Here is a 15,855-nt window from a genome sequence, read left to right as displayed (position 1 = left end):
TGTTCATGCTGGGCTGTGGACAGATTGCCTCTCTTCGGCGGCCCAGCTAAGCGCATCTGCATGACTGCACGCCCCACTCCCGATGCCGCGAAACTGCTGGTCGACTGCCTGATCGAACAGGGCGCGGACCGCATCTTCACCGTTCCCGGCGAAAGCTTCCTGCAGGTGCTCGACGCGCTGCATGGCCGCGACGAGATCGAACTGGTCACTTGCCGACAGGAAGGCGGCGTCGCTTTCATGGCCTGTGCCGACGGCACCATGACCGGGCGCCCCGGCATCGCTTTCGTCACGCGCGGCCCGGGCGCGACCAATGCCAGCATCGGCGTGCATGTCGCGCACCAGGATTCGCAGCCGATGATCCTGTTCGTGGGCGATGTCGACCGCTCGATGCGCGAACGCGAAGGCTTCCAGGAAATCGATTTCCCCGCTTTCTTCGGCCCGATCTGCAAATGGGCCGCGCGGATCGACAGCGCCGACCGCATCCCGGAATTCGTCGCGCGGGCCTATGCCACCGCGATTTCCGGCCGCCCCGGCCCGGTGGTGTTGGCGCTTCCCGAAGACATGCTCAGCGATGCGACGCAAGCGACGCCCCGCCCCTTCGTCAGCCGCCCGGCGCAGGCTGCTTGCCCCGATGCGATGATGGCGCTGATGGCGATGATCGGCGATGCCGCCAGCCCGATTGCGATCATCGGCGGCGCCGGATGGAACCCGAAGGCGCGCGAGAACTTCCAGCGCTTCGCGGAACGGATCGGGCTGCCGGTGGCGACCGCTTTCCGCAGGCAGGATGCCATATCGCCTTCTTCGCCGGTCTATGCTGGCAATCTCGGCTATGGCCCCAACCCTAAGCTGGTCGAACGCGTCAAGCAGGCCGACCTTGTGCTGGCGATCGGCGCGCGGCTCGGCGAAGCGACCACCGATGGCTACAGCTTCCCCGCGCTCGACCGCGAGGACCAGTTGCTGGTGCATATCCACCCCGATCCGGAAGAGCTGCACCGCGTCTATCGCACCGATTTCGCCATGTGCTGCGCGATGGACGAATTCGCCGAAGCGGCAGCGCTGTGGGAAGACCGGTCGATCATTTCCTTCGATGCGGGCGCCGAAGCTCATGCCGAATGGGAAGCCTGGGCAACGCCCAAGCCCTCGCAATTCGCGCTCGACCTGGGCCAATGCGTCGCCTTCATGCGCGAGACGTTCCCGGCCGATACGATCATCTGCAACGGCGCGGGCAATTTCTCGGGCTGGTGGCACCGCTATTGGCGATACGAAGGTTTCCCGACCCAACTCGCCCCTACCTCGGGCGCGATGGGGTATGGCATGCCCGCCGCAGTGGCCGCGGCGCGACGCTTTCCGGAACGGACCGTGGTGGCGCTGGCGGGCGACGGCGACTTCCTGATGAACGGGCAGGAACTGGCGACCGCGGTCCAGCATGGCTGCGACATGATCGTGCTGGTGATCGACAATGGCGCCTATGGCACGATCCGGATGCATCAGGAGCGCGAATTCCCCGCCCGCGTGTCGGGCACGGAGCTCGCCAATCCCGACTTTGCGGCGCTGGGCGCGGCCTATGGCGCGTGGAGCGCGCGGGCGGAGACGACGGATCAGTTCAAGCAGGCCCTGTCCGAAGCGCAGGGCCGGCGCGGCTTGCGCCTGATCCATTGCGTGATCGAAGTCGAACAGCTTGCCGCCAGCGGCGCAACCGTCAGCGGGCTAAGGTCGCGCTGATCAGCGCTTTGCCAACCCGCCGCCGAGGTCTAGGATCGCCTTCCATTCCTCGGGCGTAAGTTCGGCCACTGAAAGGCGGCCCAGCCGGATCAGCTCGCACTCTGCCAGGCGCGGATCGGCCTTGATCTGCTGGAGCGAGACGGGCCGCTTGAGCTTCGCCTTGGGCTTGATCTTCACCGCCGCCCATTTGCCTTCGGGATCGGTCGGATCGGTGATGCCTTCGACCGAAATCGTGACCACGCCCACGATCTCCAGCCCTTCGCGCGAGTGATAGAAGAACGCCTCCTCGCCCACTTTCATGGCTGCGAGGTTGTTTCTCGCGCGGTAATTGCGCACCCCGTCCCACGTGCCTTCCTTTTCGGCGACGAGATCGTCCCAGCTGTATTTGAACGGTTCCGATTTCATCAGCCAATAGCGCGGCAATTTCCTGCTCCCTGCGGTTCGGTGGAAGGCCTCCCTAACGTCCGCTTGCCGGTTTCGCCAGACCTCCTGCTTAGGCGGCAATTAACCTGATCTTTAGCACAATCGACGATAGCGGCTGCGTGTGAGCAAATCAGGGGGCAGGCCGTAAACGCCTGAATCGAAGCCAAAGTGGTGGAACCAGAAAACCAGAAATCCCTGGGCAAGGCAGAGCGCGACCTTGTTGCGCTGGGGATCGCGGCAGCCGCGATTCTGCTCTTCGTCGCCACCGGTGGAAAGGTGCTGCAGAGTATCCTGCGATCGACCTTCGGCTCGGGCACCGGCCCGGACCACTTGCTGGTGAACGCCATGCTGCTCAATATCGCGCTGATTATCTTCGGCTGGCGGCGCTATCGCGACCTGACCAATGAAATAGCGGAACGGCGCAAGGCGGAAGAAACCGCGCGCAAGCTCGCCGAAACCGATCCGCTCACCGAATGCCTGAACCGCCGCAGCATGGAACGCACCACCAATGAGTTGCGCCGGGTCAGCAATGCCTATGGCCAGGCCGTCGCATTCGTGATGATCGACCTCGACAATTTCAAGCAGGTCAATGACATGAACGGTCACGGGATCGGCGACCGTGTGCTTACCTCACTCGCGGAGCGGCTGCGCCAATGCCTGCCGGCAGGAACGCCGCTGGCGCGGCTTGGCGGCGACGAATTCGCTTTCGCCATCGCCTATGATCCTTCGAACGCGGCGCGGGTCGACGATATCGTCAGCAAGCTGTTCGAAAGCGTGTGCAGCGGGATCGACCTCGACGGCACCACCATCCACTGCACCATGTCGATCGGGATTGCTTCGGACCATTCCAGCCAAGGCCGCAGCGACGCGATCACGGATGGCGAGAAGCTGATGCATCGCGCCGACATCGCCATGTACCAGGCCAAGAAGAGCGGCAAGAACCGCTATTTCTGGTTCGAATCGACCATGGAAAACGAGCTGCGCTTCCGCAACGAGCTTGAAGCCGGCATCCGCCAAGGCGTCCGCAATGGCGAGTTCGTGCCCTATTACGAACAGCAGATCGACCTCGACAGCGGCGAGCTGGTCGGTTTCGAAATGCTGGCGCGCTGGAACACGCCCGACATGGGCGTCGTCAATCCGGAGATATTCATCCCGATCGCCGAAGAAATCGGCGTGATCGGCGAATTGTCGGAGCAGCTGATGGTGCAGGCCTTTGCCGACGCAAAGGAATGGGACCCGAAGCTGACGCTTTCGGTCAACATCTCGCCCGTCCAGATGCGCGATCGCTGGTTCTCGCAGCGGCTGCTCAAGCTGCTGGTCGAGCACAATTTCCCCGCGCAGCGGCTTGAGATCGAGATCACCGAAACCTGCCTGCACGAAAATATCGGCATGGTGCGCTCGATGATTTCCAGCCTGCGCAACCAGGGCGTGAAGGTGAGCCTGGATGACTTCGGCACGGGCTATGCCAGCCTGTCGCAGCTGCGCACCCTGCCCTTCGACCGGATCAAGATCGACCGCAGCTTCGTTCGCGAACTGAACTACAGGGACAGCAGCAAGATCGTCGACGCGATCGTATCGCTCGGCAACGGGCTGGAAATGCCGATCACAGCCGAAGGGATCGAGAACGAGGCGATCCTCGAAACGCTGCGCCGCATGGGGCAGCTCAAGGGCCAGGGCTATCTCTATGGCCATCCCGAGCCTGCCGACCGGGTGATCGAGCGCCTGCGCGAGCAGGGGCGGCTCAGCGAGGCCGGGGAATGCCGCAATGACAGCGCGGCGCACACAGACGAGCTTGCCGATCAGCGCCGGGCCTAGGCCGTAGCCTCGCGCCTGCATCCTCAAAAACCGCGAAATGCTGGACGCCGAAGCCCCGCGCGAATAGAGCGCGCATCGACATGCGCGTCCCCTTCACCAAGATGCACGGCCTCGGCAATGATTTCATCGTCCTCGACGGACGGGAAACCTCCCTGCCCGCCATTTCAAGACATGTCGCCGCAGCCTTGGCCGATCGCCGCAAGGGTATCGGTTGCGACCAGTTGATCCTGCTCGAGCCCGCGCCCGACAGCTCTGCCGATTTCCGCATGCGCATCTTCAATGCCGACGGCGGCGAAGTCGAAGCCTGCGGCAATGCCAGCCGCGCTGTCGCGCTGCTCCATGGAAAGCCGGCCAGAGTTCTTACCGATGGCGGGGTGATCGCGCTCGAACCCACCGCTGGCGGTGCCCGCGTCGACATGGGCGTGCCCCGCTTCGGCTGGGACGAGATCCCGCTCGCCTATGCGATGGATACGCTCGCCATGCCGGTCGGCTGGGAAGAGCTTGAGAACCCCTCCGCCGTCAATGTCGGCAATCCGCATGTGGTCTTCTTCGTCGAAGATTGCGACACGGTGGAACTCGACCGGCTCGGGCCCGAGATCGAGCGCGACCCGCTGTTCCCTCAGCGGGTCAATGTGAACGTCGCGACGATCGAAGCGCCCGGTCGCATTCGCCTGCGCGTGTGGGAACGCGGCGCCGGGCTGACCCGCGCTTGCGGCACCGGCGCTTGCGCCACCGCCGTCGCCGCAGCCCGCCGTGGCCTGACCGGCCGCGATGTGACAGTTACCCTGCCCGGCGGCCCGCTCGATATCTCGTGGCGCGAAGACGGCAGCTTAGTGATGACCGGCCCCGCCACCGAGAGCTTTCGCGGCAGCTTCGAGTGGGAGGACTACGCCGGGGGCGAAGCCGCATGAGCGGGCCCGAAGTGATATCGCTCGGCTGTCGGCTCAACCTTGCCGAAAGCGAACGCATCCGCGGGATGCTGGGCGATTCCGACGAAATCGTCGTGGTCAACAGCTGCGCGGTAACTGCCGAAGCCGTCCGCCAGACGCGGCAGGCGATCCGCCGGGCTCGCCGCGCGCGGCCTGACGCGCGCTTGCTGGTGACCGGCTGCGCAGCCGAGGTCGAGCGCGACCAGCTCACTGCAATGCCCGAAGTGGACGGGCTGATCGCCAACCATGCCAAGCTCGATCCGCGCGCATGGAACCTGCCGGCCGAAGCCCCGCCGGTCGCCCGCAGCCGCACTCGCGCCTTCATCGCGGTGCAGAATGGCTGCGACCATGCCTGCACCTTCTGCGTGATCCCGCAGGGTCGCGGGCCGAGCCGTTCGCTCACCATCGAACAGGTGCTGCGCGAAGTTGAGGCGCATCTGGCGCAGGGCGCATCCGAAGTGGTGCTGACCGGGATCGATGTCACCAGCTGGGGCCACGACCTGCTCGAAAAGCCGCCGCTGGGCAGCCTCGTCGCGGCCATATTGGGGCGCTTTCCCGAGCTCGCGCGACTTCGCATGTCTTCGCTCGATGGCATTGAAGTCGATGAAGAATTGGTCGAACTCTTCGCGAGCGAACAACGCCTGATGCCGCATCTGCACCTGTCGTTGCAGCACGGCCACGACCTGATCCTCAAGCGCATGAAGCGGCGGCACCTGCGCCATCACGCGATCGACCTGGTCGCGCGCTTGAAGCAAACTCGCCCCGATCTCGCGGTCGGCGCTGACCTCATCGCAGGCTTCCCGACCGAGAGCGACGAGAACCATCAGGCGAACCTTTCGATCATCCGCGAACTCGATATCGTCCACGGCCACGTCTTCCCCTATTCGCCGCGCCCCGGCACGCCCGCGGCGCGCATGCCGCAGCATGACCCGGCAGTAATCCGCCAGCGCGCCGCCGAACTGCGCGAAAAGGTGAGCGAAGTGCGGCGCGCATGGGTGCGGGCGCATGTGGGATTGGAGCTTTCGGTGCTCGCCGAAGCCGACGGGACCGGCTATGCACCCGATTTCGCGCGTGTGGCGGTGCCCGAAGGCACGCCTGCCGGCCGAATCGTTCGGGTCCGGCCCACGCAGATCAAGGAAGGACTGCTCGTATGAGCGAGGCGGATGCGCCCAAGAAATCCTGGGCCGATCGGCTGTTCGGCGGGTTCCGCAAGACCTCCGAACGGTTGAGCGAGAACCTCACCAGCGTGGTCAGCACGGCCAAGCTGGACGATGCGACGCTCGATGGCGTCGAAGATGCGCTGATCATGTCCGATCTCGGCCCATCGGCTGCCGCGCGCATTCGCGAGCGGCTGAAGGAAAAGCGCTTCGGGCTCGAAATCAGCGAGCGCGAGCTCAAGGAAGCCGTCGCCGAAGAGATCGCCGAAATCCTGCGCCCAGTGGCCAAACCGCTCGAGATCACCGCTTTCCCGCGCCCGCAAGTGATCCTGGTGATCGGCGTCAATGGAAGCGGCAAGACGACCACCATCGCCAAGCTCGCGCATCTGTTCCAGGAAGACGATTACGGCGTGATGCTGGCCGCGGGCGACACTTTCCGCGCTGCGGCTATCGGCCAGCTGGCGACATGGGCCGAACGCATCAACGTGCCGATCGTGCGCGGCCCCGAAGGCGGCGATCCCGCCAGCATCGTGTTCGATGCAGTGAAAGCGGCGACCGACAAGGGGATCGACGCGCTGATCGTCGACACCGCCGGCAGGCTCCAGAACAAGCGCGAACTGATGGACGAGCTGGCCAAGATCCGCCGCGTGCTGGGCCGCCTCAATCCGGAAGCGCCGCATGACGTGGTGCTGGTGCTCGACGCCACCAATGGCCAGAACGCGCTGAGCCAGATCGACGTGTTCAAGGAAGTGGCGGGCGTTACCGGCCTGATCATGACCAAGCTCGACGGCACGGCGCGCGGCGGCGCGCTAGTGGCGGCCGCCGAGCAATATGGCCTTCCGATCCACGCCATCGGCGTGGGCGAGAAAATTGACGACTTGCGCCCGTTTGACCCGGATCTGGTCGCGCGCGTGATTGCAGGTGTGGCTTGACCACCTGCACAGCATTTCCGTTCTTGGTGAGCCTGTCGAACCACGAATGTCGCGCAAGCTTCGCCCTTCGACAGGCTCAGGACGAACGGATTGATAATGACTGAAAAGGAAACCAAGAAAGCCGGCAGCAGCTGGATCAACGTGGCGGTCGACTACGGCCCGCTGCTGGTGTTCCTTGGCGTCTATCGCTGGTTCGCGCCCGAACAGGCCGAACCGATCGGCGAACTCGCCGCAGTGATCAAGGGCACGATGGCCTTCATGGTCGCCGCTGTGGTTGCGCTGGCGGTATCCAAATGGCGGCTGGGCAAGGTCTCGCCCATGTTGTGGTTCTCGACCGCGCTGATTGTGGGCTTCGGCGCGCTGACGGTGTTCTTCGGCGACCCGGTGTTCGTCCAGCTCAAGCCCACCATCATTTACACCGTGTTCGGCGTGGCCCTGCTGGCAGGCGTATGGCGCAAGCGCGCGCTGCTGCAGATCCTGCTCGAAGCGGCATTCGAGGGGCTGTCGCAGGAAGGTTGGCTCAAGCTCTCGCGCAATTGGGGCGTGTTCTTCCTGCTGCTCGCGCTGCTCAACGAGGGGATGCGCGCGAACATGACCTTCGAAGGCTGGCTGTGGGCCAAGCTGTGGGTCTTCCTGCCGCTGACTTTCCTGTTCACCTTCAGCCAGATTCCGATGCTGCTGAAGCACGGCCTCACCATCGAAGGCGTGGACGAGGAAACGCGCAATCCTCCACCGGCCTGAATAATCCGGGCTTGCCAACCCCTTCAATTGTGACCAGTGTCCGCGCGGAGCGGACGGGGGCGAACCGCCTTGCGCTCCGCAGGGCCTTCAAAGGGGGATAACGATGGCAAAACTCTTCGGAAACCTTCATCTCGTGCTGGCGATCGGCCTGGTCGCCGCGCTCGCGCTGATGTTCGGCTTTGACGCTTATGCGTCGGTCGATTCCAACTCTGTCGCACGCTGGCTGCACCTCTTCTTCGGGGTGCTGTGGATCGGCCTGCTCTATTACCTGAACTTCGTCCAGGTCCCCACCATGCCCGCCATCCCGGCGGAGCAAAAAGGGGCGATCACCGGGCATATCGCACCCAAGGTGCTGTTCTTCTTCCGCTGGGCCGCGCTGCTCACGGTAGTGACCGGCCTGTGGATCTCGATGGTGAGCGGCTACATGGTCGACGCCTTGACCTTCCGCGGCGAAGGCGCGGTCGATCTGATCGGCGCAGGCATGTGGATGGCGCTGGTGATGGCCTTCAACGTGTGGTTCATCATCTGGCCCGCGCAGAAGAAGGTGCTGGGCATCGTGGAAGCGAGCGCCGAGGAAAAGGCCGCCGCTGCACCGCGCGCGTTGATCGCGAGCCGCCTCAACACGCTGCTCTCGATCCCGATGATGTATGCGATGGTGAGCGCGAATTTGGGCTGACCGGCCCGGATCGGCTTACGCCAAAGAAAGGGGCGCTCCGGGCAACCGGGGCGCCCTTTTTTTGGCGGGCCGTGATGGTCCGAAACCATTCCGATTTTCCTACATGGCCGCGTTCTGGCAACAGCATCCCGCTCTTTGCCATTGTCGTATCATCCCGACGCTCCATCCCTCGTATCGCCATTGCGAGGAGGCGCAGCCGACGTGGCAATCCACGCTGGGTCGCGTTTGCATGGATTGCTTCGCTACGCTCGCAATGACGAGCCGAGAGTTTTCTTCTTAGACAGTGTCGCATGTGTCGCATCGGATAGCGAAGCGATGCGCAGGGATGCGCGGCTTTGCGCCGCAAGCAGAGGTCAGATCTCGACCTGGCTCCCCAGCTCGACCACGCGATTGGTCGGCAGCTTGAAGAAGTCCATCGCGGTCGCCGAATTGCGCAGCATCCATGCGAAGACCTTCTCGCGCCAGATCGCCATGCCGGGCTTTTCGGATGGCAGCAGCGTCTGTCGGCTCAAGAAGAAGCTGGTCTGCATCATGTCGAATTCGCCGCCGCATTTCCTCATCTGCTTGAGGCCCGCAGGCACATCGGTCGCTTCCATGAAGCCGTAATGCAGGATCGCGCGATAGAAGCCGTCACCCAGATCGTGATATTCGCACCGCTCGCCCGGATCGACATAGGGCACTTCGGCGATGTCGACCGTCAGGATCACCACGCGTTCGTGCAGCACTTTGTTGTGCTTGATGTTGTGCAGCAGCGCCGAGGGCACCCCGGCCGTGCTCGAAGCCATGAAGATCGCCGTGCCTGGCACGCGCAGCGCCGAATTCTTCGCGGACTTGGCGAAAATCTCCATCGGCAGCGCCACTTCGCTCATCCGGTCGCGCATCAGCTTGCGCCCGCGCGCCCATGTGGTGAGCAGCGTGAAGGCGATGAGGCCCACCACCAGCGGGAACCAGCCGCCATCGGGCACCTTGGTGAGGTTGGCCGCGAAATAGGCGCCGTCGACGATCAGGAACAGCAGCACGAGCGGCGCGGCATACCACCACTTCCACTTCCACACGCCGACGAGCAGCACCGCCATCAGCAGCGTGTCGATCGTGACCGCGCCTGTCACCGCGATGCCATAGGCCGAAGCGAGGTTGGACGAGTTCTGGAACGTCAGCACCAGCACGATGACCGCGATCATCAGCGCCCAATTGACGATCGGAATGTAGATCTGTCCGCCTTCGGTCTCGCTGGTATGGCGGATCGAAAGGCGCGGAATATAGCCCATCTGGATCGCCTGGTGGGTGATCGAGAAGGCGCCGGAGATCACCGCCTGGCTGGCGATGAAAGTGGCCGCCGTGGCGAGGAACACCAGCGGCAGGCGCCATTCCTCGGCCGCGAGGAAGAAGAACGGATTGCGAATAGCTTCTTCTGCGATTTCCTCGGGCAAGCCGACGATCATCGCGCCTTGCCCGAAATAGTTGAGCAGGAGGCAGGGCATGACGAAGCCGAACCACGAAAGCCGCATCGGTCCGCGCCCGAAGTGCCCCATGTCCGAATAGAGCGCCTCTGCACCGGTTACCGCGAGCACCACCGAGCCGAGCGCGAGGAAGGCGAACCAGCCGTCGAGAATGAAGAAATTGATCGCGTACCAGGGGTTGAGCGCCCACAGGATTTCCGGCGTCTGCACGATCTGCCAAATGCCCATCCCCGCGATGACGGTGAAATAGACGATCATCACGGGAGCGAATAGCGCCCCGACCTTGGCCGTACCGCGCTTCTGCAGGATGAACAGGAATACCAGCAGGCCCAGCGCGATCGGGATGACGAAGGGATCCATCCGGTGATCGACCACCGTGAGGCCCTCGACCGCGGACAGCACGGAGATCGCTGGCGTGATCATGCTGTCGCCATAGAACAGCGATGTCGCAAACACGCCGAGCAGCACCGCCACCCAACTATATTTCGTCTTGCCGATGCTGCGCGAAATCAGCGCCACCAGGGCAAGGCTGCCGCCCTGCCCCTTGTTGTCGGCCCGCATCAGGATCGTGACATACTGGATCGCGACGACCAGCGTCATCGACCAGAAGATCAGGCTGACGACGCCCAACACATGCAAATCGTCGATCGGCAGGTGGTGCGCGCCGCGAAAGGTTTCACGGAACGCATAGAGCGGGCTGGTGCCGATATCGCCGAAAACGATGCCGATCGCACCGACCGCCAACGCAGCCTTCGACGCGCTGTGCCCCTTGCCGGGGACGCCGTGAGGCTGGTGCACTGGGGTTGATGCTTCGCTCATAGTCAAAGGATTTCCCGATTGTCCCCGGTACTGCCCGAGCGCCCGAAAAGCGCTGCTCCAAATGGCTGCCGCAAACGTCCCGACAGCAAAACGCCGGCGCGCTTAGCACCGCCATATGCCCGCTGCAAGTCGCGCCTCAGGGGCGCTCCTCCATCGCGGGTGAAGCGGGCGCAGTGCGCTGTGTTTCCATCATTTGCCGCATGCCTTCCATCTGGGCAATCAATTCGTCGAGCCCTGCAATGCGAAACGCCAAATCCTCGCGCCAGGGCGCGTCCGCAGGCGAGCGCTCAAGCAGCTCCGCCCACACCTTGCGCGCCTCAACCGGCTTGCCCGCGCGAAGGTAGGCCATGCCGAGAAAATAGCCCGCGCCCGGATGGGCCGGAAACGCCTCTTGCGCCCGCTCGAAAGCATAGAGCGCGGGTGGTGTGAGTTGCCCGTCGGCATGCTCTACCAGCGCGATCGCCAGCGCCAGCCACCCTTCGGCATCGCCAGGGTTGGCATCGACGCCCTGCCGCAGCAGCGCCGTAGCTTCGGAATAGCGGCCCTGCCGCGCAAATCCGTCGGACATCACAAGGTAATGCGGCGGAGGCGTTCCATCGTCGAACAGGCCGCGACGCGCCGCGACCAGCGCTTCGCCCGATTGGGTTGCCCGTTCGATGGCCTGCTTGGGAGCAGCCGGAAGGCCCGGGGACCCTTGCACCCCATAGCCCGCCAGGCCGAACATCAGCACCGCGCCGAACAGCATCCACCCCTGCCGCGGCAGGCGCAGCACCAGGATCGCCGTGAGCATGGCGAACAGGCCCAACAACAGGATCGGCACCCACACCATCAGAGGTCCGCCTCATCGTATACTTCGCCAGACCCGCCTTCCGGACGCCGGCCGATGCGCCTCCACAAGATTATTCCGGCGACCAACAGAAACAAAAGCGGGATTGCAAACAGCGGCCAGGTCGAGGCAGTCATGCGAGGCTCGTAGCTGACATAGTCGCCATAGCGGTCGACCAGCCACTGGCGGATCGCCTCCGGATCTTCGCCAGCGGCGATGCGGGTGCGGACCTGGTGGCGCATGTCACCCGCCATCGGGGCATCGCTGTCGGCAATCGACTGGCTCTGGCACTTGAGGCAACGCAGCGTGTGCATCAGCGCCATCGCCTTGGCTTCCTGCGCCGGATCCTCGAGTTGTTGGTAGGCATAGGGCGCGGGAGGGAGCGAATCCTGCGCCGCCAGCGGCAGTGCCAGCAAGGCGGCCAGGAACAGCGCCAGCACTCTCATTGCCCCGCCTCGCGAAGCTTCTCGATCAGTTCGGGCACGTTCTCCGCGCGCACATCGCCGATATGCTGGTGGCGGATGATCCCCTGCCCGTCGATCAAGAAGGTTTCGGGCACGCCCGACGAACCGATCTCGAGCTGGATCGCGGAGATGTCATCAGCCCCGATGCGCGAATAGGGATTGCCATGAGCTTCAAGGAACCGGTCGACATCCTCCTGCTTGTCGCGGATCGCGACGCCGACAATCTCGACTCCGGCTTCGCGCAGCGCTTCGAGATGCGGCGCTTCGGCGATGCAAGGCAGGCACCAGCTTGCCCAGATGTTGAGTAGCTTCGGCTTGCCGTCACGGAAGTCGGCGGTCGACACGCCCGGAAGCGCGCTGCTCGCCGGTTTCAGTTCGAACTCGGGCAATGGCTTGCCGATCATCGTCGAATGGATGAACTCGTCCTTCGGCTGGCTAAGCTGGTAACCGGCCAGCCCGACGAAGAAAGCGAACAACAGCAGAGGAACCCACAGCGTCCAGCGCATCACGCGGTCTCCCCGGTTGCGGCTGGAGTGGAGGTATCAGCCCGAAGCGCCGCCATTTCTTCGCGTTCCTCGGCTTCGCGCCGGTCGGCGTGGCGACGGCGCAGGTCGCCGACCAGCCGCCCGATGATCGCCAATGTGCCGCCAAGGCAGATCAACAGACCGCCGAACCAGATCAGTGTGACCAGCGGCTTCCACCACAGCCTCAGCTGCCAGCGGCCATCGTCGGCCTGATTGCCCACCACAGCGTAAAGCTGGCCGTCCCAGCGAGTGAGCAAGGCGCTCTCGGTCGTTTCCTGCGCTGGTGCCCAGAAGCTGCGCGATTGCGGGGTAAGCACATGCAGCTTGCCCTCACCGCGCTGGGCGCTGATGCGCGCTTCCATCGCAGTCCAATTGGGCCCGGCAACGGGTTCCACGCCTTCAAGCGTGATCCGGAATCCGCCAAGCTCGGTAATTCCGCCCGGTGCAACCGCGACCAGCTTCTCCTGCGTAAAGGCGCTTTCGCTCGCCATGCCCAACAGCGAAACAGCTACGCCGAAATGGGCGAGCACCATGCCCCATGTCGCCAATGGAACGCGCAGGATGTTGCGCCCCCGCAGCGGCATGAAACTCGCGACGCCCAGCCCCACCGCCACGGCGAGGCCAAGCAGCGGCAATATGCCGATGTCATTCTTCGCCAGCACAGTGAACAGCGCCGTAGTGACGATCAGCGCAATGAAGGTCGCGATTGGCGCGCGCACCCGCTCGATATTGTCTTCGCGCCAGCGCAGCAGCGGCCCCACCGCCATCACCAGCAGCATGGGAATCGTGAAGATCGCTCCGACCGGGTTGAAATAGGGCGGGCCGACCGAAACGCGCACATCGAACGCTTCGGTCAGCAAGGGATAGAGCGTGCCGAGCAGCACGATTCCGAGAATGGCCGAGAGCATCACATTGTTGAACACCAGCGCGCCTTCGCGGCTCGTCGCGGCGAAACGCTGTCCTTCCGAAACCGTGCTGGCGCGCAAGGCGAAGAGCAAAAGCGCACCGCCGATGTAGATTGTCAGCAGCGCGAGGATGAACGAACCGCGTTCGGGATCGACCGCAAAGGCATGGACGCTAGTGAGGATGCCCGAACGCACCAGGAAGGTGCCGAGCATGCTCATCGAGAAGGCCACGACACCCAGCATGATTGTCCAGGCGCGCAAGGCATCGCGCGCTGCCAGCACGCTGGCCGAATGGAGCAGCGCGGTCGCCGCCAGCCACGGCATGAGCGATGCGTTCTCGACCGGGTCCCAGAACCACCAGCCACCCCAGCCGAGCTCGTAATAGGCCCAATAGGAACCGGCGGTGATGCCCATCGTCAGGAACACCCAGGCGCCCAGCACCCAGGGACGCATCACGCGCGCGAATTCGGGCGTCACTTGCCGTGTCACCAGCGCGCCCACGGCAAAGCTGAACGCGACCGACAGCCCGACATATCCCATGTAGAGCGTGGGCGGGTGGAAGGCCAAGCCGATGTCCTGCAACAGCGGGTTGAGGCCGTTGCCCTCCGGCACGGGCACAGGCAGCCGCTCGAACGGGTTCGAGCTGAGCAGCAGGAAGGCGTAGAAGCCCAGTGCGACAAAGCCCTGCGCCGCCAATGTCGCCTGCATGGTCTTTTCGGGCAGGCGCTTCTCGATCCAGGCGATGAGGGCACCCGCCAGCGCCATCACCGTGACCCACAGCAGCATCGAACCTTCGTGGTTGCCCCACGCACCCGAGAGCTTGAAGATCATCGGCTTCATCGAATGCGAATTGGCAGCGACCAGCTTCACCGAAAGATCGGTGATCGCGAAGACCCACAGCAGCATTCCGAAGCTGAACAGCGCCAGGAAGCCTTGCAGCATCGCCGCAGGTCGAACCAGCGCAGCCAGAGGAGCTTCCGGATCGCGCTGGGCGATTGCGCCACCTGCGAGCTGGAGCACCGCGAGCGCTGCGGCCATCCACAGCGCGGCAAGGCCTAGTTCAGCGCTCATTCGCTATCGACCACGGTGTCCTGCGGGCCGGGTTCACCCTGATGCTCGGCCATATCCTGCAATTCGCGCGGCACGTAATTCTCGTCATGCTTGGCGAGCAGGTGATCGGCGATGAATACCCCGTCGGGGCCGAGACTGCCCTCTGCAACCACACCCGAGCCTTCGACGAACAGGTCAGGCAGGATGCCGGTATAGCGCACGGGTACCCGGGCATCCGCCTTGTCGGTCACGACGAAAGCGACCGTCACGCCGTCTGCCAGCGTCTCGATCGATCCCTCCGCGACCATGCCGCCAAGCCGCACTGCCTGCCCCACAGCCGGCGGATCCGCCATCATCTGGTCGGGCAGGTAGAAATAGTTCGCCTGGTTGCGCAGTGCCCATGCCGCCAGCAGCCCGGCAGCGATGATCGCCACCAGCGCCAGGCTCACCAGCACCAGTCGCTGGTGCTTGGGCTTGATCGAACTCATTTTCTTTTCACCTTGTCTCGGCGCGCTTCCGCCCGGCGCATGTCCCACCATGCCCATGCGACCATCGCGATAGTCCCGAACATTCCCACGGCATAGGCCGCGACCACGAAGTCCCACTGATCGAGTGCTTCGCGCATCACGCAGCCTCCAGCGCCATGCGGCGCAAGCGCGCCTCGGCCTGCACTTCGGCCAGTAACGCGCGCATCCGCGCCAATACCACCCCGCCGAACAGCAATGAGAAACCGAGCACGGCCACCATCAAGGGGACAAGGAACGCCGGATCGATCGCACTCTTGCCCATGGTGATGCTGGGCGGCTGGTGCAGCGAATTCCACCACACGACCGAACGGTTGATGATGGGGATGTTGATCGCGCCAACCAGCCCGAAAATGGCCGCGATGCGGGGCGAAACACCTTCGCGCGCCACAGCCTGCGACAAGGCGATATAGCCGAAATAGAGGAACAGCAGCACCAACATGCTGGTGAGGCGTCCGTCCCATTCCCACCATGTGCCCCAGGTCGGGCGGCCCCAGATCGATCCTGTGGCAAGGCAGATCGCGGTGAACACCATTCCCGGCACTGCCGCCGCGCGGGCAGCGATTGCCGCCAGAGGGTGCTTCCACACGAGATATGCCAGGCTCGAAATCGCGATCGCGCTCCACCCGCCCATGCCCAGCCATGCGGCGGGAACATGGATGAACAGGATGCGTACCGTGTCACCCATCAACCGGTCGGGCGGAACCTTGAACAGGCCCCACCACAAGCTACCGGCGACCAGCAGCAGCCCCGACACCAGCAACAGCGGTGTCAGCCAGTTCGCAAGCTTCAGGAAACGCGTGGGATTGGCAAAGCCATGCATGAAAGAACAGGTCCTTTTCGGGAGGGTATTACAGCGCCCCCCGCTCCCTGCAAGACTGCAAAAAT

The 15,855-nt window shown here is 64.0% G+C and carries 16 protein-coding genes; 7 read left to right on the top strand and 9 right to left on the bottom strand.

The genetic code is table 11. The features are described 5' to 3' along the window. Positions 1 to 60: 60 nt before the first annotated feature. Positions 61 to 1,722 carry a thiamine pyrophosphate-binding protein gene (locus tag ACUJ47_RS01845; protein WP_445536764.1) on the top strand — a complete coding sequence of 554 codons (1,662 nt, stop codon included), beginning with the start codon at positions 61 to 63 and terminating at the stop codon, positions 1,720 to 1,722. Here ACUJ47_RS01845 and ACUJ47_RS01840 read toward each other — a convergent pair whose 3' ends face one another. Beyond that, positions 1,723 to 2,127, bottom strand: coding sequence for an EVE domain-containing protein (locus ACUJ47_RS01840; RefSeq protein WP_445536763.1), 405 nt, complete (start codon positions 2,125 to 2,127; stop codon positions 1,723 to 1,725). A gap of 189 nt (positions 2,128 to 2,316) precedes the next feature. On the opposite strand from ACUJ47_RS01840, the gene ACUJ47_RS01835 reads away from it, so the two are divergent. The 6 genes from ACUJ47_RS01835 to ACUJ47_RS01810 all read left to right on the top strand — a co-directional run bounded on the left by ACUJ47_RS01835 (position 2,317) and on the right by ACUJ47_RS01810 (position 8,395). Further along, positions 2,317 to 3,960 (top strand): putative bifunctional diguanylate cyclase/phosphodiesterase, encoded by a 1,644-nt coding sequence (locus ACUJ47_RS01835; RefSeq protein ID WP_445536762.1) that lies wholly within the window; start codon positions 2,317 to 2,319, stop codon positions 3,958 to 3,960. An 80-nt stretch (positions 3,961 to 4,040) separates the two neighbouring features. Further along, positions 4,041 to 4,871, top strand: coding sequence for a diaminopimelate epimerase (gene dapF / locus ACUJ47_RS01830; protein WP_445536761.1), 831 nt, complete (start codon positions 4,041 to 4,043; stop codon positions 4,869 to 4,871). Further along, positions 4,868 to 6,043 (top strand): MiaB/RimO family radical SAM methylthiotransferase, encoded by a 1,176-nt coding sequence (locus tag ACUJ47_RS01825; protein WP_445536760.1) that lies wholly within the window; start codon positions 4,868 to 4,870, stop codon positions 6,041 to 6,043. Before dapF ends, ACUJ47_RS01825 begins: the two co-directional genes overlap by 4 nt. Further along, the gene (ftsY, locus tag ACUJ47_RS01820; protein ID WP_445536759.1) at positions 6,040 to 6,978 is read left to right on the top strand and encodes a signal recognition particle-docking protein FtsY; all 939 of its coding nucleotides are present in this window, start codon (positions 6,040 to 6,042) and stop codon (positions 6,976 to 6,978) included. Before ACUJ47_RS01825 ends, ftsY begins: the two co-directional genes overlap by 4 nt. Before the next feature lie 96 nt (positions 6,979 to 7,074). After that, positions 7,075 to 7,719, top strand: coding sequence for an inner membrane-spanning protein YciB (locus tag ACUJ47_RS01815; RefSeq protein WP_445536758.1), 645 nt, complete (start codon positions 7,075 to 7,077; stop codon positions 7,717 to 7,719). A 103-nt stretch (positions 7,720 to 7,822) separates the two neighbouring features. Continuing rightward, positions 7,823 to 8,395 (top strand): urate hydroxylase PuuD, encoded by a 573-nt coding sequence (locus ACUJ47_RS01810; RefSeq protein ID WP_445536757.1) that lies wholly within the window; start codon positions 7,823 to 7,825, stop codon positions 8,393 to 8,395. A gap of 353 nt (positions 8,396 to 8,748) precedes the next feature. Here ACUJ47_RS01810 and ACUJ47_RS01805 read toward each other — a convergent pair whose 3' ends face one another. From ACUJ47_RS01805 to ccmC, 8 genes are all read right to left on the bottom strand, one after another. Then, positions 8,749 to 10,674: a potassium transporter Kup gene (locus ACUJ47_RS01805; RefSeq protein WP_445536756.1), complete on the bottom strand. Its 1,926-nt coding sequence runs from the start codon at positions 10,672 to 10,674 to the stop codon at positions 8,749 to 8,751. Positions 10,675 to 10,810: 136 nt separating this feature from the next. Next, positions 10,811 to 11,503 carry a tetratricopeptide repeat protein gene (locus tag ACUJ47_RS01800; protein ID WP_445536755.1) on the bottom strand — a complete coding sequence of 231 codons (693 nt, stop codon included), beginning with the start codon at positions 11,501 to 11,503 and terminating at the stop codon, positions 10,811 to 10,813. Next, positions 11,503 to 11,946, bottom strand: coding sequence for a cytochrome c-type biogenesis protein (locus ACUJ47_RS01795; protein ID WP_445536754.1), 444 nt, complete (start codon positions 11,944 to 11,946; stop codon positions 11,503 to 11,505). The genes ACUJ47_RS01800 and ACUJ47_RS01795 overlap by 1 nt, the downstream gene beginning before the upstream one ends. Further along, positions 11,943 to 12,470, bottom strand: coding sequence for a DsbE family thiol:disulfide interchange protein (locus ACUJ47_RS01790; RefSeq protein WP_445536753.1), 528 nt, complete (start codon positions 12,468 to 12,470; stop codon positions 11,943 to 11,945). The genes ACUJ47_RS01795 and ACUJ47_RS01790 overlap by 4 nt, the downstream gene beginning before the upstream one ends. Continuing rightward, positions 12,470 to 14,464 (bottom strand): heme lyase CcmF/NrfE family subunit, encoded by a 1,995-nt coding sequence (locus ACUJ47_RS01785; protein WP_445536752.1) that lies wholly within the window; start codon positions 14,462 to 14,464, stop codon positions 12,470 to 12,472. Before ACUJ47_RS01785 ends, ACUJ47_RS01790 begins: the two co-directional genes overlap by 1 nt. After that, positions 14,461 to 14,931, bottom strand: a complete 471-nt coding sequence (ccmE, locus tag ACUJ47_RS01780) for a cytochrome c maturation protein CcmE (protein WP_445536751.1) — start codon at positions 14,929 to 14,931, stop codon at positions 14,461 to 14,463. The genes ACUJ47_RS01785 and ccmE overlap by 4 nt, the downstream gene beginning before the upstream one ends. Then, positions 14,928 to 15,068 carry a hypothetical protein gene (locus ACUJ47_RS01775; protein ID WP_445536750.1) on the bottom strand — a complete coding sequence of 47 codons (141 nt, stop codon included), beginning with the start codon at positions 15,066 to 15,068 and terminating at the stop codon, positions 14,928 to 14,930. The genes ccmE and ACUJ47_RS01775 overlap by 4 nt, the downstream gene beginning before the upstream one ends. Next, the gene (gene ccmC, locus ACUJ47_RS01770; RefSeq protein WP_445536749.1) at positions 15,068 to 15,790 is read right to left on the bottom strand and encodes a heme ABC transporter permease CcmC; all 723 of its coding nucleotides are present in this window, start codon (positions 15,788 to 15,790) and stop codon (positions 15,068 to 15,070) included. The genes ACUJ47_RS01775 and ccmC overlap by 1 nt, the downstream gene beginning before the upstream one ends. Positions 15,791 to 15,855 lie beyond the last annotated feature (65 nt).

This window comes from Altererythrobacter sp. Z27, assembly GCF_052683155.1.
The sequence above is the reverse complement of the archived record's forward strand: the minus strand, read 5'-3'. Positions and strand labels throughout refer to the sequence as shown.

Coding starts and splice junctions, on each gene's coding strand:
- ACUJ47_RS01790 (WP_445536753.1), bottom strand. CDS start 12,470: ATGCGCTGGACGCTGTGGGTTCCTCTGCTGTTGTTCGCTTTCTTCGTC.
- ACUJ47_RS01845 (WP_445536764.1), top strand. CDS start 61: ATGACTGCACGCCCCACTCCCGATGCCGCGAAACTGCTGGTCGACTGC.
- ccmC (WP_445536749.1), bottom strand. CDS start 15,790: ATGCATGGCTTTGCCAATCCCACGCGTTTCCTGAAGCTTGCGAACTGG.
- ccmE (WP_445536751.1), bottom strand. CDS start 14,931: ATGAGTTCGATCAAGCCCAAGCACCAGCGACTGGTGCTGGTGAGCCTG.
- ACUJ47_RS01815 (WP_445536758.1), top strand. CDS start 7,075: ATGACTGAAAAGGAAACCAAGAAAGCCGGCAGCAGCTGGATCAACGTG.
- ftsY (WP_445536759.1), top strand. CDS start 6,040: ATGAGCGAGGCGGATGCGCCCAAGAAATCCTGGGCCGATCGGCTGTTC.
- dapF (WP_445536761.1), top strand. CDS start 4,041: ATGCGCGTCCCCTTCACCAAGATGCACGGCCTCGGCAATGATTTCATC.
- ACUJ47_RS01840 (WP_445536763.1), bottom strand. CDS start 2,127: ATGAAATCGGAACCGTTCAAATACAGCTGGGACGATCTCGTCGCCGAA.
- ACUJ47_RS01785 (WP_445536752.1), bottom strand. CDS start 14,464: ATGAGCGCTGAACTAGGCCTTGCCGCGCTGTGGATGGCCGCAGCGCTC.
- ACUJ47_RS01825 (WP_445536760.1), top strand. CDS start 4,868: ATGAGCGGGCCCGAAGTGATATCGCTCGGCTGTCGGCTCAACCTTGCC.
- ACUJ47_RS01795 (WP_445536754.1), bottom strand. CDS start 11,946: ATGAGAGTGCTGGCGCTGTTCCTGGCCGCCTTGCTGGCACTGCCGCTG.
- ACUJ47_RS01805 (WP_445536756.1), bottom strand. CDS start 10,674: ATGAGCGAAGCATCAACCCCAGTGCACCAGCCTCACGGCGTCCCCGGC.
- ACUJ47_RS01775 (WP_445536750.1), bottom strand. CDS start 15,068: ATGCGCGAAGCACTCGATCAGTGGGACTTCGTGGTCGCGGCCTATGCC.
- ACUJ47_RS01800 (WP_445536755.1), bottom strand. CDS start 11,503: ATGGTGTGGGTGCCGATCCTGTTGTTGGGCCTGTTCGCCATGCTCACG.
- ACUJ47_RS01810 (WP_445536757.1), top strand. CDS start 7,823: ATGGCAAAACTCTTCGGAAACCTTCATCTCGTGCTGGCGATCGGCCTG.